Origin of the sequence: Amycolatopsis sp. FU40 (genome assembly GCF_021903635.1) — a bacterium.
Lineage (GTDB): Bacteria > Actinomycetota > Actinomycetes > Mycobacteriales > Pseudonocardiaceae > Amycolatopsis > Amycolatopsis dendrobii.
In genome coordinates this window covers 9,141,644-9,167,728 of record NZ_CP091381.1, presented here as the reverse complement: position 1 = coordinate 9,167,728, position 26,085 = coordinate 9,141,644, and the positions used below count along the sequence as shown (strand labels likewise).

23 protein-coding genes and 1 pseudogene are annotated in these 26,085 nt (G+C 68.9%); 8 read left to right on the top strand and 16 right to left on the bottom strand.

Annotated features, from left to right (window positions below):
- Window positions 1-85: 85 nt before the first annotated feature.
- Window positions 86-3,895, bottom strand: a complete 3,810-nt coding sequence (locus tag L3Q65_RS43530; protein WP_237598236.1) for a tetratricopeptide repeat protein — start codon at window positions 3,893-3,895, stop codon at window positions 86-88.
- A 341-nt stretch (window positions 3,896-4,236) separates the two neighbouring features.
- On the opposite strand from L3Q65_RS43530, the gene L3Q65_RS43525 reads away from it, so the two are divergent.
- The 4 genes from L3Q65_RS43525 to L3Q65_RS43510 are packed head-to-tail and all read left to right on the top strand — an operon-like array spanning window position 4,237 to window position 7,988.
- Window positions 4,237-5,256 (top strand): D-isomer specific 2-hydroxyacid dehydrogenase family protein, encoded by a 1,020-nt coding sequence (locus tag L3Q65_RS43525; RefSeq protein WP_182892421.1) that lies wholly within the window; start codon window positions 4,237-4,239, stop codon window positions 5,254-5,256.
- A complete protein-coding gene (gene vanA / locus L3Q65_RS43520; protein ID WP_237598235.1) occupies window positions 5,249-6,286 on the top strand; it encodes a D-alanine--(R)-lactate ligase in 1,038 nt (345 codons plus the stop codon). The genes L3Q65_RS43525 and vanA overlap by 8 nt, the downstream gene beginning before the upstream one ends.
- Entirely contained in the window at window positions 6,283-6,891 is a 609-nt protein-coding gene (gene vanX / locus L3Q65_RS43515; protein WP_237598234.1) for a D-Ala-D-Ala dipeptidase VanX, read from the top strand. The genes vanA and vanX overlap by 4 nt, the downstream gene beginning before the upstream one ends.
- Complete coding sequence (locus L3Q65_RS43510) at window positions 6,891-7,988, top strand: glycosyltransferase (RefSeq protein ID WP_182892424.1); 1,098 nt, start codon at window positions 6,891-6,893, stop codon at window positions 7,986-7,988. The genes vanX and L3Q65_RS43510 overlap by 1 nt, the downstream gene beginning before the upstream one ends.
- Here L3Q65_RS43510 and L3Q65_RS43505 read toward each other — a convergent pair.
- Complete coding sequence (locus tag L3Q65_RS43505; RefSeq protein ID WP_182892425.1) at window positions 7,938-9,050, bottom strand: HAMP domain-containing sensor histidine kinase; 1,113 nt, start codon at window positions 9,048-9,050, stop codon at window positions 7,938-7,940. The genes L3Q65_RS43510 and L3Q65_RS43505 overlap by 51 nt on opposite strands.
- Window positions 9,047-9,721: a response regulator transcription factor gene (locus L3Q65_RS43500; protein ID WP_182892426.1), complete on the bottom strand. Its 675-nt coding sequence runs from the start codon at window positions 9,719-9,721 to the stop codon at window positions 9,047-9,049. The genes L3Q65_RS43505 and L3Q65_RS43500 overlap by 4 nt, the downstream gene beginning before the upstream one ends.
- 88 nt (window positions 9,722-9,809) lie before the next feature.
- Here L3Q65_RS43500 and L3Q65_RS43495 point away from each other — a divergent pair, with 88 nt between their 5' ends.
- Entirely contained in the window at window positions 9,810-10,334 is a 525-nt protein-coding gene (locus tag L3Q65_RS43495) for a M15 family metallopeptidase (protein ID WP_220507467.1), read from the top strand.
- Here L3Q65_RS43495 and L3Q65_RS43490 read toward each other — a convergent pair.
- The gene (locus tag L3Q65_RS43490; RefSeq protein ID WP_182892428.1) at window positions 10,331-13,090 is read right to left on the bottom strand and encodes a BTAD domain-containing putative transcriptional regulator; all 2,760 of its coding nucleotides are present in this window, start codon (window positions 13,088-13,090) and stop codon (window positions 10,331-10,333) included. The two genes, L3Q65_RS43495 and L3Q65_RS43490, sit on opposite strands and share 4 nt — an antisense overlap.
- A 281-nt stretch (window positions 13,091-13,371) precedes the next feature.
- On the opposite strand from L3Q65_RS43490, the gene L3Q65_RS43485 reads away from it, so the two are divergent.
- Both L3Q65_RS43485 and L3Q65_RS43480 read left to right on the top strand, forming a co-directional pair.
- A complete protein-coding gene (locus L3Q65_RS43485) occupies window positions 13,372-14,109 on the top strand; it encodes a phosphotransferase family protein (protein WP_182892429.1) in 738 nt (245 codons plus the stop codon).
- Between the two features lie 10 nt (window positions 14,110-14,119).
- Entirely contained in the window at window positions 14,120-15,289 is a 1,170-nt protein-coding gene (locus tag L3Q65_RS43480; RefSeq protein WP_182892430.1) for a GyrI-like domain-containing protein, read from the top strand.
- Here L3Q65_RS43480 and L3Q65_RS43475 read toward each other — a convergent pair.
- Window positions 15,249-16,124, bottom strand: a complete 876-nt coding sequence (locus tag L3Q65_RS43475) for a nuclease (protein WP_237598233.1) — start codon at window positions 16,122-16,124, stop codon at window positions 15,249-15,251. The two genes, L3Q65_RS43480 and L3Q65_RS43475, sit on opposite strands and share 41 nt — an antisense overlap.
- 285 nt (window positions 16,125-16,409) lie before the next feature.
- Window positions 16,410-16,805 carry a cupin domain-containing protein gene (locus L3Q65_RS43470; RefSeq protein ID WP_237598232.1) on the bottom strand — a complete coding sequence of 132 codons (396 nt, stop codon included), beginning with the start codon at window positions 16,803-16,805 and terminating at the stop codon, window positions 16,410-16,412.
- Window positions 16,806-16,867: 62 nt separating this feature from the next.
- On the opposite strand from L3Q65_RS43470, the gene L3Q65_RS43465 reads away from it, so the two are divergent.
- On the top strand, window positions 16,868-17,338 hold the full coding sequence (locus L3Q65_RS43465; protein ID WP_237598231.1) for a MarR family winged helix-turn-helix transcriptional regulator: 471 nt from the start codon (window positions 16,868-16,870) through the stop codon (window positions 17,336-17,338).
- On the opposite strand, the gene L3Q65_RS43460 is transcribed toward L3Q65_RS43465, so the two are convergent.
- The 10 genes and pseudogenes from L3Q65_RS43460 to L3Q65_RS43415 all read right to left on the bottom strand — a co-directional run bounded on the left by L3Q65_RS43460 (window position 17,339) and on the right by L3Q65_RS43415 (window position 25,805).
- Window positions 17,339-18,145: a nucleoside-diphosphate kinase gene (locus tag L3Q65_RS43460; RefSeq protein ID WP_237598230.1), complete on the bottom strand. Its 807-nt coding sequence runs from the start codon at window positions 18,143-18,145 to the stop codon at window positions 17,339-17,341.
- Window positions 18,142-18,972, bottom strand: coding sequence for a spermidine synthase (locus L3Q65_RS43455; RefSeq protein WP_237598229.1), 831 nt, complete (start codon window positions 18,970-18,972; stop codon window positions 18,142-18,144). The genes L3Q65_RS43460 and L3Q65_RS43455 overlap by 4 nt, the downstream gene beginning before the upstream one ends.
- A complete protein-coding gene (gene speD, locus L3Q65_RS43450; RefSeq protein ID WP_370648242.1) occupies window positions 18,969-19,361 on the bottom strand; it encodes an adenosylmethionine decarboxylase in 393 nt (130 codons plus the stop codon). The genes L3Q65_RS43455 and speD overlap by 4 nt, the downstream gene beginning before the upstream one ends.
- A gap of 108 nt (window positions 19,362-19,469) precedes the next feature.
- Window positions 19,470-20,393 (bottom strand): annotated as a pseudogene (locus L3Q65_RS43445) (type III PLP-dependent enzyme); the annotation flags it as partial.
- Between the two features lie 120 nt (window positions 20,394-20,513).
- Window positions 20,514-21,269, bottom strand: coding sequence for an aminoglycoside N(3)-acetyltransferase (locus tag L3Q65_RS43440; protein ID WP_237598228.1), 756 nt, complete (start codon window positions 21,267-21,269; stop codon window positions 20,514-20,516).
- Between the two features lie 94 nt (window positions 21,270-21,363).
- Window positions 21,364-22,554: a cytochrome P450 gene (locus tag L3Q65_RS43435; RefSeq protein WP_237598227.1), complete on the bottom strand. Its 1,191-nt coding sequence runs from the start codon at window positions 22,552-22,554 to the stop codon at window positions 21,364-21,366.
- Window positions 22,555-22,568: 14 nt separating this feature from the next.
- Complete coding sequence (locus L3Q65_RS43430; protein ID WP_237598226.1) at window positions 22,569-23,384, bottom strand: ABC transporter permease; 816 nt, start codon at window positions 23,382-23,384, stop codon at window positions 22,569-22,571.
- Window positions 23,381-24,340, bottom strand: coding sequence for an ATP-binding cassette domain-containing protein (locus L3Q65_RS43425; RefSeq protein WP_237598225.1), 960 nt, complete (start codon window positions 24,338-24,340; stop codon window positions 23,381-23,383). Before L3Q65_RS43425 ends, L3Q65_RS43430 begins: the two co-directional genes overlap by 4 nt.
- 21 nt (window positions 24,341-24,361) lie before the next feature.
- Window positions 24,362-25,207 carry a DUF4097 family beta strand repeat-containing protein gene (locus L3Q65_RS43420; RefSeq protein WP_182892440.1) on the bottom strand — a complete coding sequence of 282 codons (846 nt, stop codon included), beginning with the start codon at window positions 25,205-25,207 and terminating at the stop codon, window positions 24,362-24,364.
- Between the two features lie 76 nt (window positions 25,208-25,283).
- The gene (locus L3Q65_RS43415; protein ID WP_182892441.1) at window positions 25,284-25,805 is read right to left on the bottom strand and encodes a YlcI/YnfO family protein; all 522 of its coding nucleotides are present in this window, start codon (window positions 25,803-25,805) and stop codon (window positions 25,284-25,286) included.
- Window positions 25,806-26,085: the final 280 nt, after the last annotated feature.

Genomic DNA, 26,085 nt, shown 5'->3' with positions numbered 1-26,085 from the left:
CCGCGCGAACCCGCCGGTCCGGCCGGAGAAATCAAGCGGCGTCCTCTTCCAGCTCGTACACCGTCACGAGGACCAGCGTGGCTGCTCAGCTCGGGTTGAGGTCGAGGCGGAGAAAGTCCCGGACCGGCTCCGCTTCCGACGAGCCGATGCGCTCGAAGATCTCCAGCGCGGCACGCAAACACTCTCGCGCGCCGTCCTGATCGCCTCGCGAAACCGCGCACCGGCCGAGCCCCGCCAGCGCCTGGGCCTCTTCCAGCGGGCTGTTCACCTCACGGGCCAACGGCAGCGCACTCCGATACCGCGCGCCCGCCTCCCCCACCTGCCCGGTCGCCAGCAGCAGCGCGCCCATGTGGTTGAGCGTCTCGGCCTTGCCGAGCTGGTTGCCCAGCTCGGTGAAGATGTCCAGCGCCTCGGCATGGCACTGGTCCGCGGCCTCGAGCTCCCCGACCAGACGCAGGGCCGCACCGAGTTCGTTGAGCCCGAATCCTTCGCCCAGCCGGTCGCCCAGCGAGCGGGAGATGGCCAGCGCCTCGTGGTGCGCGTCGACCGCTTTCCGCGGTTCGCCGATCATCCGCCAGGCGACGGCGAGGCTGTTCAGCGCGAACGATTCGTGGAAGCCGTCGCCGAGCCTGCGGAAGCCGCCGACCGCGCGGGTGTTCGCGTCGACCGCACCGGGGAGATCGCCGATCGCCCGCCGTGCGACGCCCAGCTCGTTCCAGGCGTCCGCCTGCCCTAAGAGGTCGTCCAGTTCCTCGTAAATGCTGAGCGCGTGCTCGTGCGAGCCGACCGCGGCCCGGTAGTCGCCGCTGACCAGATACAGGATGCCGAGTTCGTTGCGGGCGTGGGCTTCCCCGCTGCGGTCACCGAGCTTCAGCAGCATGGCGAGCGCACGCTGGAAAGCTTCGGCCGCACCGGGGTAGTCGTCGAGACAGCGCCGGACCGCGCCGAGTTGACCGAGCGCGGCGGCCTGCCCCGCCTCGTCTCTCAGTGCGGTGTAACTCTCCAGGGCTGCCGCGTGCGAGGTCGCCGCGGAGGTGTAATCGCCGATGCGTCGTTGCACACCTCCCAAATGGTTCAACGCATGCGCCCGAGCTGCCTCGTCGCCGTTGTGTTCCGCCGCGCGCACCGCGGACTGGTGCAGCCGCAACGCCCGGTCCCATGGCCCGGCGACGTAGAGAAACTTGGCCAGGCACGCCGACAGGTCAACGACGTGGTGATGCCAGCCATGCCGGATCGCGTGGTCCGCGCAGGCCAGCAGGTTCACCGCCTCGACGCGCATCCATCGCCAAGCCTCGATGCTGCTGCCCACCCGGGTGCCGCGCGCCGTCCGTCGCCGGGGTGAGCGGGTTTCGCGGAGGCCGTCGGTGGTGACGTCCTTGGCGATGTGCGCGGCCGCGTCGGCAGCCGTGTCGCAGTAGTAGTCGAACAGCCTGCAGACGGCCCGTTCGGTCTCCTGCGGGTCGTCGGCGTTGCTGAGGTTCCGGGAGTACTCGCGGATCAGGTCGTGCATCCGGTAGCGGTCGAAGGCGGGCTCTTCGAGCATGTGGTCGTCGTAGAGGGCCCCGAGGTGCGCGCCGGCCTCGGCCACCGGGAGGTCGGCCATCGCCGCGGTCGCGTGCGCGTCCAGTTCCGGGCCGGGGTGCAGCCCGATGCGGCGGAAGAACCGCTGCTGGCCGGGGCCGAGTTCGCGGTAGGACAGGTCGAAGGCCGCGGCTACCTCGATGTCCTCGGCCCGCAGCCTGCCCAGCCGGTCGTGCGTCGAATCCAGTTCGTCGGCCAGGTCCTTGACAGTCCACTGTGGACGGCTGCGCAGCCGTCCCGCCAACAGGGTCACCGCCAGCGGCAGCCAACCGCACAGGCGCACCACCCGTTCGACGGCTTCGCTCTCCTCGGGCCGGACGGACCGGCCGGACAATCGCACGAACAACGCGGACGCTTCCTCGGCGGGCAGGACGTCCAGCGCGACCGAAACCGCCCCGTCGAGGGCAGTGAGCCTGCGGCGGCTGGTGATGATCACCAGTGCTCCGGCAGCCGCGGGCAGCAACGGTTCGACCTGCTGGTGGCTCAGCGCGTCGTCCAGGATCAGCAACACCTGTTTGTCCGCCAGCCGATCCCGCCACAGCGCCGCCCGGGCGTCGAGCCCGGCGGGCATCTGCCGCACAGTCACGCCGATCATGGTCAGCAGCGACGCGAGCGCGTCCGCCGGTCCCACGGGCCGTTCGCCGGGGGTGTGCCCGTGCAGCCGCAGGAACAGCTGACCGTCCGGAAACCGTTCCGCGAGAAGGTGTCCGGCGTGCACGGCGAGCGCGGTTTTCCCGACCCCGGCCATCCCGTCGATCGCGTGGATGGCGACCATGCAGCCGGGATGGACCGCGTCGGTGATCTCCTTGAGCACGTTCTCCAGCTCCGCGGTCCGGCCGGTGAACGCGGGAGCGTCGCGGGGAAGCGTCCGTTTCGCCAGCTGAACGCATCCGTCTTCCCGGTCAGCTCGCGGCGACGAGTGCGGGACCGGCTGGTCAGCGGGCTCGGCGACGGCCGGCGGCTCCCCGGCCGGCCACGGATCGCCGGGCAGGCTCGTCCAGCCGGTCGTCTCGCTTCCCTTGAGCGACACCGGAAAGGGCCGCCAGGTCTCCGCACGGCTGCCTTGGCTGTGCCGCACGACCTCGTCGAAGAACCACGGCGAAACCATCATCGCGAGAACGCTCGAGGACCCGGCCAGCACGGACTTCAACGCCGCCGACTCGACCAGCCGGAACGCGAGCACGACCGCGTTCGAGGTCACGCCGTGCTGGTCGTAGTGGACCTCGCCGCCGTGCACCGCGAGCCGCAACCGGATCTCTTCCCCCGCGTCGGCGACCCGGTTGTGCACTTCCAGCGTCTCGACGATCGCGCTGGGAAGCGCTTCGGCGAAGGCCGCTTTCGGCACCTCCGGCGGGGCGAGCACGAGCACCCCGTCGCCGCGGTCCTCGTGATAGCACGCCTCCCAGGGGATGCCGGCTTTCCGGAACGCCCGGCGCAGGGTCTGGTACATCGTGTCCCGGACGGACAGCTGGTTCCGGTTGGTCCGGCTCCGGTCGCTGAACCCTTCGACGTCGGCGACGAGGATCGTCCGGTGCACCGCCGCCGGCGGCGCCTGGCCGTTCCCTCGGCCGGGCAGGAGACCGAGGACGAACCGCTTGACCTGCCCGTAGACGAGCGAAGCGCGGTCCGCGGGCTTGCAGATGCCGACGTGGTCCGCGTCCACCGGAATCGGCCGGACCCTCGGCAGGCCCGGATTGGCCGACGCCTCGTCCACCACCCGGACCCGCCGCGTCAGGCGCGTTTCGAAGAACACCAGATTGGCGATCCCGGTCTCGTCCGCCCAATCCCGGTACCGGTCGTTGAGCTGCCGCAGGTACGCGCTGTTGCGGCGCAGGTCTTCGACCGCGGGCGTGCCCCGGTACAGCACGCCCAGCGCGTCCACCGCCCGGGTCAGCCCGGATCCGGTGTGCGGCGTGCCCAGGAAGACGACGCCCCTCGCCGCGGCGGCGAAGCACGCGAAATCGGTCCGGCTCTCCGCCGCGTGCAGCAGGATCTCCTTGACCAGCAGGCCGCCCATGCTGTGCGTGACAAAGCACAACGGACGCTCGCCGAGGCCCGCGTTCTGCAACTGCGCCATCAGGTTGACCGCACGGTCTGGCACCGGCATCGACTGGCCGCGCCATCCGCTGGACCAGGCGTCGTACCCCAGGGTCCAGACAGCGACGCCCGCGAGGTCGGCGGCGAGCCACCGCGGCCAGAACGTGCCGTCGCCGCCGCAGCGCCACGACGCGCGGGCATCGCCGTCCAGCCCATGGACGAACACGACGTCCAGAACCGCCCGGCGCGGGACATGCACTGCCACGACCGCCGTCACTGCCGATCTCCCCTGCGCGTCCGCCCTTCTCGCCCCCAGAGCCGCCACCGGCCCGCCACCACGGGCGACCGGCACAGTCCGGGCAGATCGCTCCGTCCGCTCAACGGTCGCACGGCTCGTTGCCGATGTACAAGAGTTCCCCGCCATCGCACCCGAGCGCCAGGAAGGCCGCGTCGGAGCCCCTGCGATGCGAAAACAGTGGTGCAGCTCCCGGATTTCTCGCCATCACGCCGAGAACCACCGTCTCCAGTGCGGTTTTCCCTCGCCCCGGTGCCGCATATCGTCCGTGTATCGGAAACCGCATACGTGCTGGCAACATGCCGCTGCCTTGACTGGCAGCCATGACCTACCGCGAACCGGCACGCGCCGCGGGCCCTCGGGTCCGATCGCTGGTTCCGGCGGCCGGGATCACGATCTACGGCTGCGGGCCCGACGAAGCCGCCCTGGTCGAGGAGGCGGTGTCCCGGTTGGGGGTGACACCGACTGTCACCTCGGCGGCGTTGTCCGAAGCCACGGTCGAACTCGCCGCCGGGAATCGATGTGTCAGCATCAGTCACAAAACGCGCATCACCAATGACACCTTGCACGCGCTCAGCGAGATCGGCGTCCAGTATCTCTCCACGCGGAGCATCGGCTGCAATCATCTCGACGTCGCGTACGCCGAGAAGCTCGGGATCTCGGTGGGAAACGTCGCGTACTCGCCCGACAGCGTCGCCGATTACACGCTCATGTTGATGCTGATGGCGATCCGCAACGCGAAATCCCTCATCCGCCGGACGGACGCGCACGATTACCGATTGAGCCCTACGCCAGGAAAAGAACTGCGCGACCTCACCGTGGGCGTCATCGGAACCGGCCGGATCGGCGCGGCGGTCATCGACCGGCTGTGGGGTTTCGGCGGACAGAAGCTGGCTTACGATCTCCGCCCCCGGACGTCGGCCGATTACGTTCCCCTCGACGATTTGCTGCGGCAGAGCGACATCGTCACGCTGCACACCCCGCTCACCCCCGAAACCCGCCGTCTCCTGGACCAGCGCCGGATCGAGCAGATGAAACCCGGCGCGATCGTCGTCAACACCGGCCGCGGCGGGCTGATCGACACCGAAGCCCTGCTGTCGGCGCTGGAAAGCGGCAGGCTGGGCGGCGCGGCATTGGACGTCCTCGAAGGGGAGGAAGGGATGTTCTACGCCGACTGCCGCCGCGAACCCCTCGAGAACACGAATCTGGCGCGGCTGCAGAAGCTGCCGAACGTCCTGATCAGCCCGCACACCGCGTACCACACCGACCACGCGTTGCGCGACGCGGTGGAAAACAGTCTCCTCAACTGCCTGAATTTCGAAAGCTGGACAAACCATGGCTAAACTCAAGGTCGGCGTCGTCTTCGGCGGAATCTCCGAGGAACACCCCGTCTCGGTCAAATCCGCGCGAGAGGTCGCGAAAAACCTCGACCCGGAAAAATACGAACCGTACTGGGTCGGGATCACCAAGGACGGCGCGTGGAAGCTGTGCGACGGCCCCGGCGAAGCGTGGGAAGACAGCGGTCGCCCGGCGATGCTGTCGCCGGACCGGAGCGTCCGCGGGTTGCTTGTCGAGGAGCAGGGCGAGTACGAGCCGGTCCGGCTGGACGTGGTGCTGCCGGTGCTGCACGGCAAGCTCGGCGAGGACGGCGCGATGCAGGGTCTGCTCGAACTGTCCGGAATCCCGTACGCGGGCTGTGACGTGCAAAGTTCCGCGCTGTGCATGGACAAATCCCTCGCGTACCTGGTCGTCGGCAGCGCGGGTGTCGCGACGCCGAGTTTCTGGGCCGGCACCGCGGACGAGGACGTCGACGCGAGCAAGTTCTCCTACCCCGTCTTCGTGAAACCGGCCCGGTCCGGTTCGTCGTTCGGCGTCACCAAGGTCTCGCGCGAGGAAGATCTGCCGGGTGCGATCGCGGAGGCGGCGCGGTTCGACTCCAAATTGCTGATCGAGGAAGCGGTCGAGGGCAGCGAGGTCGGATGTGCGGTCTTGGGCAACGGCGCGGACCTGATCGTCGGCGAGCCCGACCAGATCCGGCTGTCGCACGGGTTCTTCAAGATCCACCAGGAGGAGAACCCGGAAAGCGGCTCCGAGAACTCGACCATCCTCGTCCCCGCGGACATCCCGGCGGAATCGCGCGCCCGTGTCCAGGCGACCGCGCGGACCGTCTACCGCGCGCTCGGCTGCCAGGGACTCGCCCGCGTCGACCTGTTCCTGCTCGAAGACGGCACCGCCATGCTCAACGAGGTCAACACTTTCCCCGGCTTGACCTCCTACAGCCGGTACCCGCGGATGATGGCGGCGGCCGGGCTCTCGTTCTCCGAAATGCTCGACCGGATGGTGTCGCTCGCGCTGGCCGGGACGCCCCGATGAAGCCCGGTTTCGCCTTCCTGGACGAGGCCGTGCCCGGGATCCGCTGGGACGCCAAGTACGCCACCTGGGACAACTTCACCGGCAAACCGGTGGACGGCTACCTGGCGAACCGGATCGTCGGCACCCACGCCTTGTGCGACGCGCTGCGAAGTGCGCGGGAGAAAGCCGCGACACTGGGTTTCGGCCTGCTGATCTGGGACGGCTACCGGCCGCAGCGCGCCGTGAACTGCTTCTTGCGCTGGGCGAAACAGCCGGAAGACGGCCGGAAGAAGCGCCAGCACTACCCGCACCTCGACCGTGCGGAGATGTTCGAAAACGGTTACGTGGCAACCAGATCCGGCCACACCCGAGGCAGCACAGCGGATTTGACCCTGTACCGCCTGGACACCGGAGAACTCGTCCCCATGGGCGGCGGCTTCGACCTGATGGACGCCGTCTCGCACCACGGCGCGCCAGGCATTACCGCAGCCGAGACGGCGAACCGGCAGCACCTGCGTTCCATCATGGAGGACTGCGGTTTCGCCGCCTACGAGTCCGAGTGGTGGCACTACACGCTGAAGGACGAGCCTTATCCGGACACGTACTTCGACTTCCTTGTCGCCTGATGGACATCAGAGCACCACGCGTGGTCGTCGCCGGAGGCCATTCGGCCGGGCACATCGAACCGGCGATGAACTTCGCCGACGCGCTACGGCGGTTGGAGCCTGCCGCGGAGATCACCGCGCTCGGCACCGTCCGCGGTCTGGACACGGTGCTGATCCCCGCTCGCGGCTACCCGCTGGAACTCATCCCGCCAGTCCCGTTGCCGCGCAAGGCGACCCGCGCCCTTCTGCACATCCCGTCCCGGCTGCGCGAGTCGATCCGGACCGCCGGGACGATCCTCGACCAGGTGCGGGCAGACGTCGTCGTGGGCTTCGGCGGCTACGTCGCCGCCCCGGCCTGCTTGGCCGCCCGCCAGCGACGGCTGCCGATCGTCATCCACGAGGCGAACATCCGCCCGGGAGCAGCCAACCGAATGGCCGCGCTTTTGACGCCGCACGTGTACACCGCCTCCCCGGACGTCCGGCTGAAACACGGCACCGCGATCGGCATCCCGCTGCGCCCGGCGATCACCGGACTCGACCGTCCCGCAACCCGCGAAGCAGCCCGACGCCGGTTCGGCCTCAACCCCGACGACCCGGTCCTGCTGGTCACCGGCGGTTCGCAAGGCGCCACCACGATCAACGCCGCCGCCTCCGGCGCAGCAGCCGCACTACGCGCGGCCGGGGTGCAAGTCCTGCACATCACCGGCCCGCGGCACACCGTCGAAGCGGAAGACCCGTCGTATGTCGTCCTGCCATTCGTCGACGAAATGCAGCACGCCTACGCCGCCGCCGACTTCGCGATCTGCCGTTCCGGCGCGATGACCTGCGCCGAACTGGCCGCAGTCGGCCTCCCCGCCGCGTTCGTCCCGCTGCCCGACCGCGGCGGCGAGCAACGGCTGAACGCCGGACCGATCGTCGCGGCAGGCGGCGCACTGCTCGTCAACGACGCCGACCTCACCCCGACCTGGATCGAAACCACCCTCCTCCCGATCCTCACCGACCCGGTCCGCCTAGCTGCGATGTCCGCCCGCGCCTCCGCGACCGGTGCGCCCAACGCGGACACCGTCCTAGCGCGGCACGTCCTGACGATCGCCGAACGACGTCGACCCGCCAGGTAGCCGCACCGTCACCCGAAGCCCGCCCGCGGCACCCGGCGCGAGAGAAAGCGTCCCGTCATGCGCCCGCGCGAGACTCTTCACGATCGCCAGCCCCAGCCCGACCCCAGCATGATCGCGGCGGATCCGCTCGGTGCCGCGCTGGAACGGCTCGGTGAACGTCCAGATCCGCTCCGGGCTGACTTCCTCCCCGGTGTTTTCCACCGTGAGCGTGCTCGACGTCGCGGAGGCGGTGGTGCGGAGCCGCACGGTCCCGCCTTCCGGCAGGTTGTGGACGATGGCGTTGTGCAGCAGATTCGTCGTCAGTTGCAGCAGCAGTGCCCGAGACCCGTGCACGGCAGTGACATCACCGGAGGTCTCAATGGTCACGCCGTGCTTCTCGGCAAGGGGAAGCAACGTCTCGGCGGCTTCTTCCGCCAGCAGCGACAGGTCGACGGGCTCCCGGGTGAACGAACGCTGATCCGCGCGGCTGAGCAGCAGCAAGGCTTCGGTGAGTTCGATCGCCCGTGTGTTCACGACGCGTAGACGCTCATGAAGCTCGTCGATATCGCATTCCGGGTCGTCGCGGGCGACTTCGAGCAGGCTCTGCGTGATCGCCAGCGGGGTGCGCAGTTCGTGCGAGGCGTTGGCGGCGAATCTCCGCTGTTCGGCGACGTGCGCGTCGAGGCGGGCGAGCATGGCGTCGAAGCTGTCGGCGAGTTCGCGGAACTCGTCGTCGCGGCCTTCCAATTCGATCCGGTGGGCGAGCGAGCCGGTCGCGGCCTGCCGGGTCGCGGCGGTGATCCGGTTCAGCGGGGCGAGCATGCGCCCGGCGAGGATCCAGCCGCCCAGCAGGCCGAACATCAGCAGGAGCAGCATCACGACGGCCGCGTCCGGCGCGAAATCCTTGATCAGGTCGCGGCCGGACGGGGCCATCACCACCGGCATGACCTCCAGCGCCCGGTCCTGGTAGTCCAGCAGGAAGAAGCCCACCGCGCCGAGCAGCAGCGTCCCGGCCAGCATGAGGAATCCGGCGTAGCTGAGGGTCAGTTTGAGCCGGACGCTCATCCCCGGCTCGCGGATCATCCGCGTTCCGCCCCGTCGTCGATCCGGTAGCCGACCCCGGGGACGGTCGCGACCAGCCACGGTTCGCCGAGCCGTTTGCGCAGCGCCGAAACCGTGATGCGGACGGCGTTGGTGAACGGGTCCGCGTTCTCGTCCCAGGCCCGTTCGAGCAGTTCCTCGGCGCTGACCACCCCGCCCTCGGCCGCGACGAGCACCTCCAGGACGGCGAACTGTTTCCGGGTCAGCGCGACGTACCGGCCGTCCCGGTAGACCTCGCGGCGGAACGGGTCGAGCTTCAGTCCCGCGATTTCGCGCACCGGCGGCCGGTTGTGCGCGCGCCTGCGGTCGAGCGCGCGCAGCCGGAGCACGAGTTCCCGCAGCTCGAACGGTTTGGTGAGGTAGTCGTCGGCGCCGAGTTCGAAACCGGAGACCTTGTCGTCGAGCCGGTCGGCGGCGGTGAGCATCAGGATCGGCATGCCGCTGCCGGAGGCGACGACGCGTTTCGCGATCTCGTCGCCTGAGGGCCCGGGAATGTCCCGGTCGAGCACCGCCATGTCGTACGCGTTGACGCTCAGCATTTCCAGCGCGGTGTCCCCGTCCCCGGCGAGGTCGGCGGCGATCGCTTCCAGGCGCAGCCCGTCCCGGATGGCCTCGGCCAGGTAGGGCTCGTCCTCGACGATCAGCACACGCATGATCTCGATGCTACGAGCAGGCGCGTATCGCTGGCATATCCGAAACCGCGTACGCGCCGGCAACACCGGTCCGCCTTGGCTGAACGCCATGACCCGCAGCGAATCAGCACGAAGTCCCTTCCGGCGAACCGTCCGCCGCGTGCTTCGCCGTCGTGGCGCGCTCAGCGAGGCCGACGGAGCCGTCCCGTCCGGCACGACGGTGTTCGCCGAGATTCCCGCCGTGGCCAATCTCGACCCGGTGTTCCTGGAGGCGCTGCGCCGGGCGGCGAAGGACGCCGCGAACGACGGCGTCGAGTTCCGCGTCAACAGCGGCTGGCGTTCCCCGGCGTACCAGAATCAGCTTCGGCACAAGGCGATCGCCAAGTACGGCTCGGAACAGGAAGCCGCCCGCTGGGTAGCCACCGCCGACCGGTCCGCGCACGTCCTGGGGAACGCGATCGACCTCGGCCCCTCCGAAGCGACGGCGTGGCTGTCGGAACACGGTGCCGCGTATGGACTGTGCCAGATCTACCGCAACGAACCGTGGCACTACGAACTGCGTCCGGAGGCCATCGACCAGGGCTGCCCGCCGATGTACGCGGACCCGTCGCAGGACCCGAGATTGCAGCGTTAAGCCGGATCCGCCGCTAGCCGTTCCTGCAACCGCGCGTGCCGGAACTGGTACACCTCACCGACCTGACGCAGCACACCACGACGATGCGCGTCGTCGAGGAAACCCATCAGATCCAACGGGATCCGCTTCCGCGAGGCCAGCCACAACCGGCTGAACGTGTAGGCGCCCCAAGCCCGCGCGATCCACACACTCAGCCCCACGGCCAACCCGAACACCACACCGGCCGCCACCGCCTGCGCCGTGCTCGACGCCCGCGAGAAGACCTGGCCGCCGATGAGCACGCCAGCGAGGCCGTAAGCGAGGCTTCCCGGACTCCGCACCAAAAACCGGCCCAGCAACGCCGACGCCAGCCCGCCGGCGAAGGCCAGCGCCAGGTCGTAATGGTCGTTGAAGACGCCGAGGAACCGCGTTTCCTTCGTGAAGGCGAACGCCATCCCGTAGAACAAGCCCAGCGAAACGATGAAGGACAAGGTGAACGACAGCGTCGCGGCACGGTCGTTGCGCAGCACGCTCGCCGGACTCGACACCCGGCTCGCCTCGAGCGGCGTGTCCAGCCAGACGTGCACCCCGATCGCCAGTCCGAACACCACCGCGAGCAGGGCGATCACCCCGGCCGACAGCGACCACGCCAGTCCGAGGCACACCCCGATCAGCACCCCGACCGCGAACCGGCGCAGGAAACGGCCCGCGGTCCCGCGGAACCGCGCCTCCACCCGCAACGGGCCCGGCCGGCTGCCGACCGTATGCGTTACGCAACCGGCCACCGCGAACGACAGCCCGTAGATCGCCCCGATCACCGGACCCGCGGCGATCCAGCCGGTCAGCGCGAACAGCAACGCAGGCGGCAAGCCGAGGCAGAGCCCCAGGACCAGCCTCGGCACCGCACGATCCAACTGCCACCACGCGAGGTCGCGGCTCTGGTCGCGTTCCAGCTGCCGGGCGAAGAAGCTCAGCCAGCGTTGCGCCTGCTCCGCCGGGTAATCGCGCGGGCGGGTCGGCCGGTCGAGCCGGGCGGGCGGGGCCGGCCGCGAGGTGTAGACCACGGGCAGGTACTCGTCGAGCAGATGTCCCTCGATCGCCGCGCGGTCGGGAAACCTTGTCGGGTCGCAGAGTTCGCCGGGATCAGTCGAGGGATGCGCGTACGCCGTCCTGGCCAGATCGACCATCAGCGGCGTGCGAAGAGCCTGCGCCAGCGGGCTTTCCGGCTGCCGCCGCAACTGCCGGACGACCGGATCCCAGCGGGTTTCGCCGAAGCGCTGCCGTGCGGTGAGGAAGTCGATCGCGTCCTCGGTCTCGACCGGTTCGATCTCCACCACCGCCGCGCGCGACAGAAAGGTCCCGGACTGCTCGACCGCGGCCTCGTACTCGGTGCTGCGGCAGGTCACCACGAGCGGACGGCCTCCGGAGACGGCTTGGTCCAGCGCGTCGATCGCGGCGGTGTGCAGTCCGGGAGCCAGCTCGTCGAGACCGTCGAGCACCGGGATGATCCGGCCTTCGAGCACCAGCCGCAGCGCCGCGCCCTTTCCGTACGCGCCGGTGTTGGCCAGGCCCGGATACTCCTCGGCCAGCCGCCGGGCCAGCCAGCCGTGGAGGTGTTCCTCGCGCGGATTCCACGACGACAGCGGCAGCAGCACCGGCACCGGTTCGCCCGGCGGCGGGTCGGCCAGCAGCCCGAGCGTGAGCAGGATGGCCAGCACCGACTTCCCCGCGCCCGGTTCGCCGAGCACGACCAGTTGCCGCGCCGGGACCTGCCGGAACTTCGCGACGACGTCGGTGAGATCGCCGCTGAACGTCAGCCGGTCCGGATCGCCGGGCCGGCCGAGCACCGCGGGCGCGGCCGCGGCCACCGGACGTTCGGTGCTCGTCCAGGTCAGCGGCACCGGTTCCGGACGGTGCAGCGAACGGATCTCGGTCTCCGCGGTCCACTGGCGGACGATCGCCGCCGCGAGTTCCTCGGCCGCCCGATCGAGCTGGCTCGACGGCCGCTCCGCCCGAACCGGCTCCGCGACCGCCGGCTGTTCCGTCTCGCCGCGCAGGATCTGCTCGTGCAACCGGCGCACCTCAGCGCCGGGATCGACCCCGAGTTCCTCGGCGAGCTGGGTCCGCAACCGCTGAAACACCGCGAGCGCGTCCGCCTGCCGACCACTGCGATCCAGGGCGAGCATCAGCTGCGCGTACGGCCGTTCCCGCAGCGGATGCTCCTCGACGATCGCCCCCAGCTCGTCCACGACCTCGCGGTGCTGCCCGAGTTTCAGCTGCCAGTCGATGCACAGCTCCACCGCGTCGAGCCGCTGTTCCTCCAGCCGCGCCGCACGCCCGGCGAGCGCCGCGGCGTCCAGCCCGTCCAGCACCGGACCGCGCCACAGCCGCAACGCCGACCGGACTTTCTCGACCCCCTCGGCCAGCGCTCCGGCCTCCGCCGACTGGCGGGCGGCGGCAACGGCGTCGGCAAACCGAAGCCAGTCGACTTGCCGATGATCGACCGCGATCCGGTAGCCCGAGCCGTCGGTGACGATGAGCTGTTGTTTGGCATCGCCGAGCCGCTCTCGGAGCACCGAGACACAGTTCTGGATCTGCTTCGTGGCCGTCGCGGGCGGCTCGCCGTCCCACGTCGCCTCGATCAGCTTCGGCAGCGGGACGACCGAGTTCGGCGACAGCAGCAAACAGGCCAGCACGCGGCGGTGGCGCGCGCCGGGCACCGTCACCCGATCGGCTCCGGTCTGGATTTCCAGCGCTCCGAGCACGCGAAAATCCATTCCGCGATTCCCCTCCTCCGCTCCGGGGTCCGAGCATACCCGCGCAGGTCACCGGCACCGGGGATGCCGAAAGGACAGACCGGGGACAGCTTGGGGACGGCTCCGGGCAGGGTAGGAACCACGTCCGGCCCCCGAGGTGGGGACCTGGTCGCCGGCCTGCGGGCCGACGCGGTGGGGCCGGGCGGACATCCTCTGGGGAGGGGTGGGTGCTGGGGGTACTCGCCGCCGTTCGCCGGAAAAACCGGGCGACGCGAGTGATCGTCTTCGTGACAATCGCGGCCATGGAGGAAGTCGAAATCATCGTCGCCCACCACGAACGCGCGACCCTGCGCGTCGGCGACGTGTTCCTGAAGGTCGACACCGATCAGGCGCGCGCCGACGCCGAGGTCGCGGCGATGGCGCTGGCCCCGGTCCCGACGCCGGAGATCCGGTGGCGGAAACCGCCCGTGCTGGCGCTCGCCGCCCTGCGCGGACGTGAACTCGGCCGCCCCGGCACACCGTCGGCCGCGTCCTCGGAAGCCTGGGCCGCCGCGGGAGCCGCCGCCCGGAAGCTGCACGAGGCGCCGCTGCCGCCGTCCCCCGGCTGGAACCCCGACGAACTCGCCGCCGACCTCGACCGCGAATGCGCGTGGCTGATCGCGAACGACGCCCTCCCCGCCGGCCTGGTCACCCGCAACCACCAGATCGCCAAGGCGGCGCTGCGGCCGTGGACCCCGGTGTTCACCCATGGCGATCTGCAGGTGGCCCACGTCTTCGTCGAAGGCGACGAGGTCACCGGCATCCTCGACTGGTCCGAGGCCGCCCAGGGCGACGCCCTCTTCGACCTCGCCGCCCTGACGCTCGCCCACCAGGAACACCTCTCCGACGTCCTGGCCGGCTATGGCACAGACGTCGACCTCGACGCACTCCGCGCGTGGTGGTCGCTGCGCAGCCTCCGGGTGGTCCATTGGCTGATCGGCCACGGCTTCGACCCGGCTCCGGAGGTCGCGGTCTTGGAGGCACAGCTATTCCAGTACTAGAATATCTGGCGTGCCTGCCCTCACCGACGCCGAACTGACCGTCCTCGGCCTGCTCGTCGAGCAGCCCCGGCACGGCTACGAACTGGAGCGGGTGATCGAGGAACGCGGCATCCGCGCCTGGACCGCGCTCGGTTTCTCCTCGATCTATTACGTCCTCGACAAACTGGCCAAACGCGGCCTGATCGAAGCCACCGGCGGCCCGCGCTCCGGGAAATCGCGCGCGACCTTCCAAGCCACGCCGTCCGGCGTCGAACTTTGCGCGGACGCCACCCGTGAAGCACTCACCACCCTCACGCCGGTCCACGCGCGCGTCCTCATCGCCATGGCCAACAGCCCAGGCCTGCCGGACGCAGACGTGCATTCCGGACTGACCGCGCGGCTCACCGCGGTACGCGAACAACTCGCCGAGGTGCGGGCGACGCGCACCCGCCAAGAACCCCTGCCCGACGCCGCGGCGGCGATCTTCGACTACAGCGAAGCGATGCTCACGGCCGACCTCACCTGGACCGAGAGCGTCCTCAGCAAGGAGACCGCGATGGAGAAGTACGACGTCAAGAAGGCCCACCGCACGTTGTACGCGCCGCCTTCAAAGGACTTCACCGTCGTGGACGTACCCGCGCTTCAGTATCTCGCCGTCGACGGCCACGGCGACCCGAACACGGCGCCGGAGTACACGCACGCGGTCGAAGCGCTGTACGGAATCGCGTACTCGGTGAAGTTCGCCAGCAAGAAAACCCTCGGCCGGGACTTCGTCGTCGGACCGCTCGAAGGGCTGTGGCGCGCCGACGACCCCACCGTCTTCCTCACGCGGGAAAAGGCGAAGTGGGACTGGACGATGATGATCAATCAGCCGGATTGGGTCACCGAGGAGATGGTCCGCGAAGCCGCCGAAAGCGTCGCGAAGAAGAAGGACAACCCCGCGCTCGCCCGAGTTCAGCTGCGCACGCTGACCGAGGGCACGAGCGTCCAGATCCTGCACCTCGGCTCGTACGACGACGAAACGCCCACCCTGCACCGGCTCCACGACGAATACCTGCCCGAGCACGACCTGACCTTCAACGGCGACCACCACGAGGTCTACCTGAGCGACCCGCGCCGCACCGCGCCCGAGAAGCTGAAGACCGTTCTGCGGCAGCCGGTCAAGCCTCTTCGAACACGATCCGCTCCGGCGGAGTCGTGAGCTTCAGCGTCTGCCGCCGGACGGACAGGAGCGTGTGGAGTTCCGTCGCGTGCCCGTCGGGGATGGTGAAAAGCCGGTCGTTGCGGGTGTCGACGTAGTCCGCGAACCCGGCGAGCGAGACCCCGTCGGTTTCGTCGAGGCTCAGGTAATCGACCAAACGGCGGAACAGTTTCGGCAACAGCACCACGTCGTCGCGCAATTGGGCGCGACTGGTCAGCCGGAACCCGCTGTTGGTGACGTCGTGCTCCCACACGCCGTTGCCCGCGGTGCGCGCCGCGACCGCCGCGTCGGCCATGGCCTGCCGGAGATCCGGATAAAGCTTGGAGTAGAACGTCGGATACGCCAGCCCGGTTTCGAGAAGACGGAAATTCGCCGACGCCTTCAGCGCTTTCGGATCAAGGTGCACGGACCCGCCGTCCGTGGAACGACCCGCGCGCTGCCCGGGAAACGCGAACGCGACCGCGCGGCCGTACTTGTCGGCGAACCGGGTCAGGATGTGCCCGCTCGTCTCCCCCGGCGTACTGGCGGAAACGCGGCCGCCTTCGTCGCGCTCGACCTTCGTGAAACCGAGGTACCGCAACAGTTCCGCGCCGGCGGCGTCCGCCAGCTCCTTGGGCTGGCGCCACAATTCCGCCCCGGCGACCCTCGGCCGGTAATGCGTCTCGAGCGCGTCGATCCCGTCGAGGCGCAACTGCACCCCGCCGCGGGAATTGGTCCGCACCTTGAGGCGGGCGGCGGAAAACGCGTCGGCGCGGTCGGGATAGAACCGGACCGAATCCCCGTCCGGGGAGGCCCCGACGACCCGGAACTGACCTTTGATCAATGTCAACGGCACGAGAATGACGGTAACTGCCGGAAGCGCCGGCAGTTACCGTGTTTCCCGAGCCGTCACCGACCGGTCACTCGTGTTGTTACCACTTGTCACGCCCCGTGCGTGCGCTATTACTGACAGGCTTCGCAATCCGGGTCGTCGATGCGGCAAGCGGCACCGTCGACGAGCGGAAAGTCGAAGTCGTCCAGAACGGGAACGACCGAGGCGGACTCTTCAGGCGTGGTGGGAGCAGACATATCCGTTGTAGCGCTCAAGATCGCCGAACATTCCGTGACGCCCGCCACAGCCTCAGGCCACCCAGTCCGGAAGAATCTTGTCCCCGTCCGCCGTCGCGCACGCCGGCACCACGCCCGTCCGATACACCCGCGTACTCCCCGGCGCGCACGCGATCGCCACCAGGCCGCTTCGCGCGTCCGCCCGCACTTGCCGCTCCGCGTCAGCAGGCAGCACCACCGTCTCCCCTTCTCTTACGGCTTCAACGACACCGCCCACCGCGATCTCCGCCGCGCCGCCGAGAATCGTCCACACCTGCTCCGCATCGAACGCATGCACCGGCCCGACCGCGCCGGGCGCCATTTCGACTCTCCACACCGACTGTTGGCTGCCGCCCTGCGTCGGCGAAGCCAACGTCGTCATCACCGCGTTGGGCGTCTCCGTCCGACGGCTCTCCCGGATCACTGTCATGCGCCGCTCTCCCCTAAGATAGACAATAAGGTTGTCCATATAGTCAACGAGGTTGTCTACCTATGTCAAGCGATCCGCCCGGATACGAGCTGCCGCTGCGCCTGCTGTTCGCCTTCCGCAGCCTGATCGACGACCTGCACGCCGAACTGGCGCGGCAAGGCCACCCCGGCCTGCGCCCGATGCACGGTTTCGTCTTCCAAGCGATCGGCCCGTCCGGCACCACCGCCGTCGAACTGGGCCGCACGCTCGGGGTCACCAAACAGGCCGCCGGAAAGACGATCGACGCCCTGGAACGCCTCGGCTACGTCCACCGGGAACGCGACCCCGGCGACGGCCGCCGCATGCTGGTGCGGCTGACGGACCGAGGTCTCGACTGCCTGGCCAAGTCCGCGCAGATCTTCGACCGGCTGCGGGCGGAGTGGGCTGAGACCTTGGGCGCCGGGCGGCTGCGGGCGATGGAGGAGGATCTGCGGAAGGTCGCTTCGCCGGAGTCCGCGCGACTGGATCTGCCGGGATGGTTCTCCGGGCACTGATCACGCGTCGCGGGTGTCGAGCACCAACTGCTCCAGCTTCGAAACGAAGATCCCGTGCTCAGCGAGGACAGCCTGATCCGGTGGCGCCCCGGCGAGTTCTCCGAGCCCGAGGCTGGTGAGCCGCCGCTGGATCGACGGGTTCGCCCGCTCCGCGACCAGGCGACGTTCACCGCTGGTCCGGCAGACGGCGATCCGGTCCCGCTCGTCGTCCAGCGCGGCCTGGAGTCCCTCATCACCCGGCGCGAACTGCTGCCCGATCCGCCGCCGGATGCGATTCACCGCGACCGGGCCGGAAATCGCCTCCCAGCCGTGCGTCGCCGGAAGACTGGCACGCAATGCCGCGGCCCCGCGCAGCACACCGGACATCGCCTCGGCGCGGTACCGCTCGGCGGCCTCCTGCCCGACCAGAATCGACAGTTCGCGCGCCGCGTTGCCCGGGTCGTCCGGGGAATGCAGGAGATTGAGGATGACGTTCTCCCCGAGGTACCGCACCGTCCCCGGCTGCGCGGCGTCCGGCCGGGTCGCACCCTTGCAGCGCGTCAAGGTCGCACAAGCCTCCCCGGCGGCGCGATGCAGCAGGAGCAGACACGCCGCTCCCGAACCGTAAAGCCGCGCGAACGGATCGTTCTCCGGATCAACCGTTTCCGACGCCCGGTACACCCGCATCATCGTCGGCAGATCCAGCTGAAGCACCCGGCCGGTCACCACTGCAAAACCGTTGCGCTGCAGCAGCTCCACGATGGAGTCGAACACCTCACCGACCACTCCGTCCGGAGTGATCAGCGCGAACGTCCACCTGCCGGTCACCGGCGAAGACTGATCGGCGGAACCGTCGCCCCGCGCAACGTCAGAGCGTCAACCGACACCGGCCGGTACGGCAGGGCCGCCAACCGCTCCACCATGGTCTCCACCGGCACTTCCCCGTCCGTCCCGAAGAAAAACGCCCACTCGTGCTCCGGCGACCCGAAGTAAACCGGCGTCGGGAAAACCTCCTCGAAGCGGCGCCAGCATTTCACCAACGTCGAGTTCCGCCACAACGTCGGACACCCGCCCTGATACGCCACCACCCCGCCAGGGGCCAGCAGCGACCGGCACTGCGTCAGGAATTCCTTACCGTACAACCGATTGTGCTGAGCATCGGTGTCGTCCTGCTCATCCGGCAGATCGACCAAGACCACGTCGTACTTCTCCGCACAGGCGTGGACGTACTCCCACCCATCGACGTAATGCACCCGAACCGGCCCCTCGCCACGCTCCGCCCGAGCCAGCTCAGCCGACGTGTACCCGTACGGAAGATGCTCCGCGCAAAGCCGAACCGCCTCCGCGTCGATGTCCACGTGGTCGACCGAAGCACCTGCCTCGGCCGCGATCTGGCACACCACGCCTTCGCTGGACCCGACGACCAAGACACGATCCACAGTGGACGCCAGCAGCAACGCCGGAACCAGCAACGCCTCGTGATACACCAGCTGGCTGAACTCGGTGCTCTGCCGCTCGTCGTCGCAGAACAGCGAAATCCCTTGCGCCGTCTTGCCGATTACCAGGTGCTGGTAGGAAGTCCGCGTGTCGACCAGCACGTCCGAGACATGCCACCGCCGGGTCAGTCCAGCGCCGACTGGTTCCTCGATGTTCAACTGTCTTCCTGTCCTCTGTGGATAGTGGTCACCCGTGAAACACTCGCGCCGAGCAAGTCCCGCAACAACTGAACCGCCAGTTCCGGATCCGCCTTGTGCCCGCAGGTGAACACATCCACGAACGCCGACCCGCGCTCCGGGTAGGTGTGGATCGAAGCGTGCGACTCCGACAGCAACGCCATCGCCGTCACCCCGTGCGGTTCGAATTGCTTGTACGTCAGCTCGCACACCGTCGCGCCAGCCTTGTCCAGCACGCGTTCCAAGCTCTCGCACAGAAACACCGGGTCGTCGAGCAGCTCCGCGGACACCCCGGAAAACTCCGCGAGCACATGCCGCCCAGCGAATTCCCCCACTCCACCGGCCTCCCCGCCGACGAAGTACGACCGCAGCGGCGGAAACCCGTTGAACGACACCGAAGAATAACTTTGCGTGTACGCCCCAGCGTCCGGAATATCGACGTAATCCCCAGCCCGCAGCGCCAACGGCAACCGATACGGCGTGCGCTGATAAAGCACGTCGTCCCCGTCGCACGTCGGCCCAGCAACCACAACGGGCCCGTCCGGACCGCCATCGTGCGCAGTGACCAATCGGTACGCGATCGCCTCGTTCTCCGTCTCGGCAAGCCCGCCGTACCGGCCGATGTCGAGGTACACCCAACGCTTCTCGTCCGCCGCGGACTTGCGCGACACCAGCACGACCTCGCTGCGAATCACTCCGGCCGACGCCACCACCGCCCGCCCCGGCTCGAACGACAGCTCAGGCACCACCGCGAAATGCCGCCCCACCGCGTCGCGAACAACCGCCGCGTACTCCGTCAACGGCGGCGGCTCAGTCAGATAGCCAACCGGAAACCCGCCGCCAATATTCAAGCCTCGCAAGGAAACCCCGCGCTCCGCCACCGCACGAGTCACCTCGCCCGCGGCAGCGATCCCGGCTTCCCAAGCCCGCGGATCACCATGCTGCGACCCAACGTGAAACGCGACCCCTTCCGGATCCAGCCCCAGCTCCGCCGCCCGCGTCAGCAGGTCGACCGCCATCTCCGGGGAACAGCCGAACTTGCGCCCGAACGGCGTCTGCGATCCAGGACTGTCCACGAGAATCCGGCACGAGACAGTCGATCCCGGCGCGAACTCCGCGAGCTTTTCCAGGTCTTCCAGGCTGTCAAAGGTAAACCGCCGCACCCCCACGCGGTGCGCGAACTCGATGTCCCGTGCCTTCTTCACCGTGTTGCCATAGGACAGCGACTCGGGCCGCACCCCTTGCGCGAGACACAGCTCGATCTCCTCGCGCCCCGCGACGTCGAATCCCGCTCCCGCTTGCCGAAGAACCCGCACGACCTCTGGCGCCGGATTAGCCTTGACCGCGTAGTACATCCGCGCTTCCGGCAGCGCCCGGCGAAGCCGCTCGCAGTTCCCGCGCACCACGTCAAGGTCCACGACCAGACACGGCGTCGGCGGCTGCCGCTCCTCCAGGAACGCCCGGCAACGCTCCAGAACCTGCGAGAACCCTTCAGTCACAACGCCCGAGTATAGGTGCCGGCTTCATCGAAGCAGCTCCGCGAGCCTCCGCCGGGCGAACCCTACGAACGGTACACAGTCCATTACTTGGCAGTCCGCCGCTCCGATCTCCCCCCGCCGCACGCCGCCCGTCTCCCCGAATTCCGCCCCGACCTGAGGAAAGAAGCGCCCGTTGTCGTCCCCGACGTCGTCGGTCCGCACCCACACCCGCTCCCCGTCCACAAGGTACGGAAACCGCCGGACCTTCCGCCGATGACGCGGGACGAGAGATTCGGCGTAATGCAGGAACGAGTTCCGGTCATGCCCTACCCCGAGCAGCAGGATCCGCGCCCGCTCCCGATACAGCCACTCGAAGGGCGACCCCCGCCCCACCGCATACGCCAGCGGCTGCCGACCGGTCACTTGCGCCGCCCGCGCCCCCACTGCGGCGACCGACGCCTGAGGATGCCGGCTACGACAGCTCCCTTTCCACCCCAGCACCGCGTTGGGAATCGCCCCCATCGGCGTCGCCAGCCCCTCGTGAAACAACGGAACCCGCGCCCGTGCCTCATCCGCCTCGGCGTCCCCCGCATGCTCCGGAAACGGATCCGCCACCTGCGGCGTGAACGCGGGCACCACCACCGTCCCCGCGGCCCGCAACAGCCCCCGAACCACCGCCTCCGCCCCGCCGTCCACCTCCCCGAACGCGGACAACGACGAATGCACGATCACCGCACCGCCGCTGACCCCCAGCTCCCGAAGCCCCGCACACACCGCCTCCGCGTCGACCACAACCGCCACGTTCTCCCCTGACCGGCCAATCGGCTCTGGCTCGGCACCCCGAAGAGCACCGAGCCAGAGCCGAACACTCAACTGCGCGGGAGTCGCCTCGACCTCACCAAGCGACAGGCAACCGCAAAACCCCGTAAATATTCTGCACCTCAGGCCGCAACGAAACTTCCCCCGCCACCCGCAACCCAGGAAACCTCCGCGCCAGCGCAGGCAACGCCACTGTCATCTCCACCCGAGCCAACTGCTGCCCCAAACACTGATGAATCCCGTGCCCGAACCCGACATGCCCCACCGCGACCCGCCGGACGTCCAGCTCGTCCGGCCGCTCGAACTTCTCCGGATCCCGATTGGCCGCCTGCACCGACAGCACCACCGTCTCCCCCGCCCGGACGACCTGCCCGCCGACCTCGACATCCTCCAGCGCGGCCCGCACCCCGGTATGCGCGATGGACAGGTACCGCATCAACTCCTCGACCGCCCCGCCGGCTGCGTCCGGTTCATCCCGCACCACCGCCCACTGCGCCGGATTGCGCAGCAACGCATACGTCCCCAGCGCCAGCATGTTCGCCGTCGTGTCCAGCCCAGCCGCGAGCAGGAACGTCCCCAGCCCCGCCAGTTCCTCGTCAGTCAGATCACTGCCGGTCAGGTCGCTGAACAGATCGTCCGTGGGCGCGGCCCGCTTAGCCGGTACCAGCGAAGCCACATACTCCTGCAACTGGCCATAAGCAGTCATCCTCTCCTCTTCGGAAAGAGCAACGTCGCTGATCGCCGCGGCGTACCCCAGAAAAGAAGCCCGATCCGAATAAGGCACCCCGAGCAATTCGCAAATCATCACCGCGGGCACCGGATGCGCGTAAGCCTCGAGCAGATCGACCCCCGGCCCGGCCTTTTCCATCGCGTCCAGGTATTCGTCGGCGACCTCGGCGACCCGATCGCCGAGCAACCGCATCCGCCGCACCGTGAACTTCCCCGTCAGCAGCTTCCGGAACCGCGTGTGCTCCGGCGCGTCGATCCCCGTCATGTCGCCCACCGGAGCGGGCGGCAATTCCGGGAACTGCTCCATCCCGGGAAACGGGTAGTGCCACAATTCGTACCGATTGCTGAACCGCTGGTCCGCCAGAATCGCCCGGACCTCCGCGTGCCCGGTGGCCAGCCAGCCGACGTGCCCGTCCGGGAACGCCATCCGCGTCAGCGGAGCCCGGTCCCGCACCGCGGTCAGCGACGGCGGAGGATCGAACGGGCATCCCGCCGCCCGCCCCATCGGAACCCCTTGCACGATCTCCTCGCCAGTCATCCCCCATGCCCCTTTCAGTGTGCGTATTCGCGATTGAAAAGCTTCTTGGACCAGAGATAGCCGCCGATGCCCAGCACGGCGCACCAGCCGAGCGCGAACCACAGGTGGTTGCCGAGCGGCTTGTCGAGCAGCAGCGCGCGCAGGGTCTCGATGATCGGCGTGAACGGCTGGTATTCGGCGAACCACCGCAGCGCACCCGGCATCGAGTCGGTCGGCACGAACCCGCTGCCGAGGAAAGGCAGGAGCAGCAACGGCATCGGCGTGTTGCTGGCCGATTCGACACTCTTGCTCACCTGTCCGAGGGCGACGCACAGCCACACCAGCGCGAGTGCCACCACCACCAGGAAGCCGACCGCGGCGAACCACGAACCGACCCCGGCGGCGGGCCGGAACCCGACCAGCAGCGCGACCCCGGTGACCACCACGAGCCCGAACAACGCTTGCAGCACACTGCCGAGCACGTGCCCGGTCAGCACCGAAACCCGCGCGATGTGCATGGTCCGGAACCGGGCGATGACCCCCTCGGTCAGGTCCATCGCCACCGAAATCGCCGTGCCCTGCACGGTGGCGGTGATGGTCATCAGCAGGATCGTCGGCGCGACGAAGTTGGCGTACTCGGCTCTGCCGCCGCCCGCCCCGCCTAACCCGGCGCCTAGCGTGCCGCCGAAAACGTAGACGAACAGCAGCAGGAACACGACCGGCATTCCGACCAGCATGATCGTCAGCGACGGATACCGGAGCATGTGCTTGAGGTTCCGGCGCAGCATGGTCAGTGAATCGCGCACCGGGTGGAACCGCAGATCCAGTCCGGCGAGAGCGGGAGCAGTCATCGGGAAGTCACCTTTTCGTCAGTGGGGTTGCCAGTCAGGGCAAGGAAAACGTCGTCGAGATCGGGGGTGTGCACGGACAGTTCGCCGACATTCACCGACAACGCGTCGAGCCGGTCGATCACCGTCTTGAGCGACTGCAGGCTGCCGTCGCTGGGCACGCGCAGCACCAGCGCGTCGTTCTGCCGCGAAGCCTCGCTCAGCGCCCGCTGGGCGCGCCCGAGGTCGGCCTCGTCTTCGAAGCGCAACTGGACGTGGCCGCCGGGGATCTGGCGCTTGAGCTCTTCCGCGGTGCCTTCGGCGACGATCCGCCCGCGGTCGAGCACCGCGATCCGGTCGGCGAGTTCGTCGGCCTCTTCGAGGTATTGCGTGGTAAGGAAAATCGTGACCCCGCCGGCCACCAGCTTGCGCACGATCTCCCACATCGCGCGGCGGCTGCGCGGGTCGAGGCCGGTGGTCGGCTCGTCGAGGAAGATCACCTGCGGGCTGCCGACCAACGTCAGCGCCAGGTCGAGCCGCCGCCGCATGCCGCCGGAGTACGTCGACACCGGCTTCTTCGCCGATTCGACGAGATCGAACTGTTCGAGCAGCTCCGCCGTGCGCTGCCGCCGGGCGGTCCGGTCGAGGTGGTGCAGATCCGCCATCAGCAGCAGGTTTTCCTCGCCGGTCAGCAGATTGTCGACGGCGGAGAACTGCCCGGTGACCCCGATCGAGGCGCGCACCCCGTCCGCTTCCGCGGCGAGGTCGTACCCGGCGACCCGCGCCGCACCGGCGTCGGCATTGATCAAAGTGGACAGAATCTTCACCGTGGTGGTCTTGCCCGCGCCGTTCGCGCCGAGCAGCGAGAAGACCGTGCCGCGGGCGACCGTGAGGTCGATGCCGTCGAGCACGACGTGGTCGCCGAAGGATTTGCGAAGTCCGGTCGCGGCGATCGCCGGCCTGAAATGGTTGCTGTACATAGGTTTCTCCCCAAGCTGTGATCAGGAACGGTGAATGACGATCTCGCCGAACGCCGTGTGCCCGCGGACCTCGACGGTCTCCTTGGACTCGCCCGCGCCGCTCGAGGTCTCCAGCTGGTTGCGCACGTGGCCGAAGTTGGTCTTCACGTCGAGCCAGGCCGCGGTGCCCTCCGCGATACCGATCCGCAGGTCGCCGATCGCGCTCTCCAGCAGGACCGAACCGCGCACGACCTCGCCGAGCCGGATGGCCCCGTTGGACGTCTTCGCGTCGACCCCGGCGCCGGCGTGCTCGACCGTGATGTCGCCGTTGGCCGCACGCACCCGGACCTCGTCGCCCGCGGACTCGATCGTGGTGTCTCCGTTGGAGTTCTTGACGACCACGGTCCCGTCGACCGGGCCGAGCCGGACCTTCCCGGACGACGTGGAGACCTCGGCGTCGCCGGCGACCTCCTCGACCGTCACATGGCCGACCGAGGTGTCGACGCGCAGCGGGCCGGTGCGGTCGAGGCTGACGTTCCCCGCCGCGGTCTTGAACCGCGACTGCCCGAGCTGCCCGGTGCTCTGGAACGCACCCGCCTGCACCTCGGCGGCGATCCGCGAGCCTGCGGGCAGTTCGACCGTCACGTCGACCGAGCGGGTCTTGCGGGAGAAGTCGAACGCCCGCATCTTCGGGCCGGTGACGTGCAGCATGCCGTTGCTGTAGTCGACGCGGATCTGCTTCGCGGTCTTGACGTCGGACGAGTCCGTCTCGTCGGTCGGACGGACTTCCACGACCGTGTCGGCGCGGTCGCTCGCGGCGAACCGGACGTGGCCGACGCCGAGGTCGAGGGTGACGGAAATCGGGTCGGGCGTGTCGAATTTAGGCATGGTTGTCCCCACGTTTCGGATAGGTGTGCCGTCTCCGCAGGTCAGAGACGGGTGAAGGAGTCAGCGAAGAAGGGAGCTACCGGACCCAGCCGGTGAAGCTCTGCTTGGAAAACGTGCCGCCGGGCGATTCGAACCGCTGTTCGCGTTCGGGCCGCTGCTGCAGCGCCGCGGTGGCCGCCCGGACGAGCCAGGCGTTGACCGATCGGCCCTCCTTGGCGGCGGCCTCCTCGACCGCGGCCTTGAGCTGTTCGGGCAGCCGCACGTTGATCCGCGCGGACGGCCCGTCCTCGGAGAACAGCGGTTCGGCCTCCGGAGCCGGTTCGGCCGCGGGAGCCGCGGCCGGTGCGGGTTCGGCGGGCGGCGCGGTCACGACGAAGTTCGGGTCGCGGCCGCGCAGACGCAGTTCGACCGAGCCGGGCGCGAGGTCCCGGGTGATCTCGTCGACGGCGCCGGACAGGGTGTCCAGGAGGGTCATCCGGATCGCCGATTCGAGCGATCCGGTGAGCCGCTCGACCAGCGCGCGTCCCTCTTCGCCGCCGGCCTCGGCCAGCGTCGCGAATTCCCGCCCGAGGTTGCTTACGTACGTGGTCAAGTCCATGGCACCACTATGGCACACGCTTGGCACCAACACAAGCCACCTTGGCTCAACTTGGCACCACTTTGGCACCGAAATCAGCAAAACAGCAGCTCAAGCACTGGCACCACCCCGAAAATCCGGCACCACGATGACCCCTCCCCCCGTCCCCCCAGCCGGACACCCCCGCGCCCCGGCCCCGCTCCGCACCGCCCCAATGTGGCATTGGGTGCATGCGACGCACCCAATGTGGCGTTCGGTGCGCATGACGCACCCAATGCCACATTGGGGCTTCCTCAGCAGC